Genomic DNA, 353 nt, shown 5'->3' with positions numbered 1-353 from the left:
TGCCTTGTCATACGTCAGGGTTACTTCAGCATTTGCTGTCCATTTCGCATAGACAGTCATGTTTTCTGCTATTACATAGGCTGCATCGAACTGTTCTCCAGCTCCATTCTCTTCTGTATACCAGCCTCCGAACGTATAGCCGGGACGGCTCGTTCTTCCAAGCTCTTTTCCTGCATTCGTAAGACTCTGGCCGCTCAGCACCGTCTCCGTCGTATTTGGAAGCACCTCTGCTGCATCTGCCGCTGCCTTGTCATACGTCAGCATTACTTCAGCATTTGCTGTCCATTTCGCATAGACAGTCATGCTTTCTGCTATTACATAGGCTGCATCGAACTGTTTTCCAGCTCCGTTTT

The 353-nt window shown here is 48.7% G+C and carries 1 protein-coding gene; it reads right to left on the bottom strand.

Annotated features, from left to right (window positions below; all coding sequences use genetic code 11):
• Window positions 1-353 (bottom strand): InlB B-repeat-containing protein (locus NE473_RS30655; RefSeq protein ID WP_256265600.1); only part of this gene is annotated, 353 nt, incomplete at both ends.

Source organism: Hungatella sp. SL.1.14, assembly GCF_024460495.1.
Lineage (GTDB): Bacteria > Bacillota > Clostridia > Lachnospirales > Lachnospiraceae > Hungatella > Hungatella hathewayi.
The sequence above is the reverse complement of the archived record's forward strand: the minus strand, read 5'-3'. Positions and strand labels throughout refer to the sequence as shown.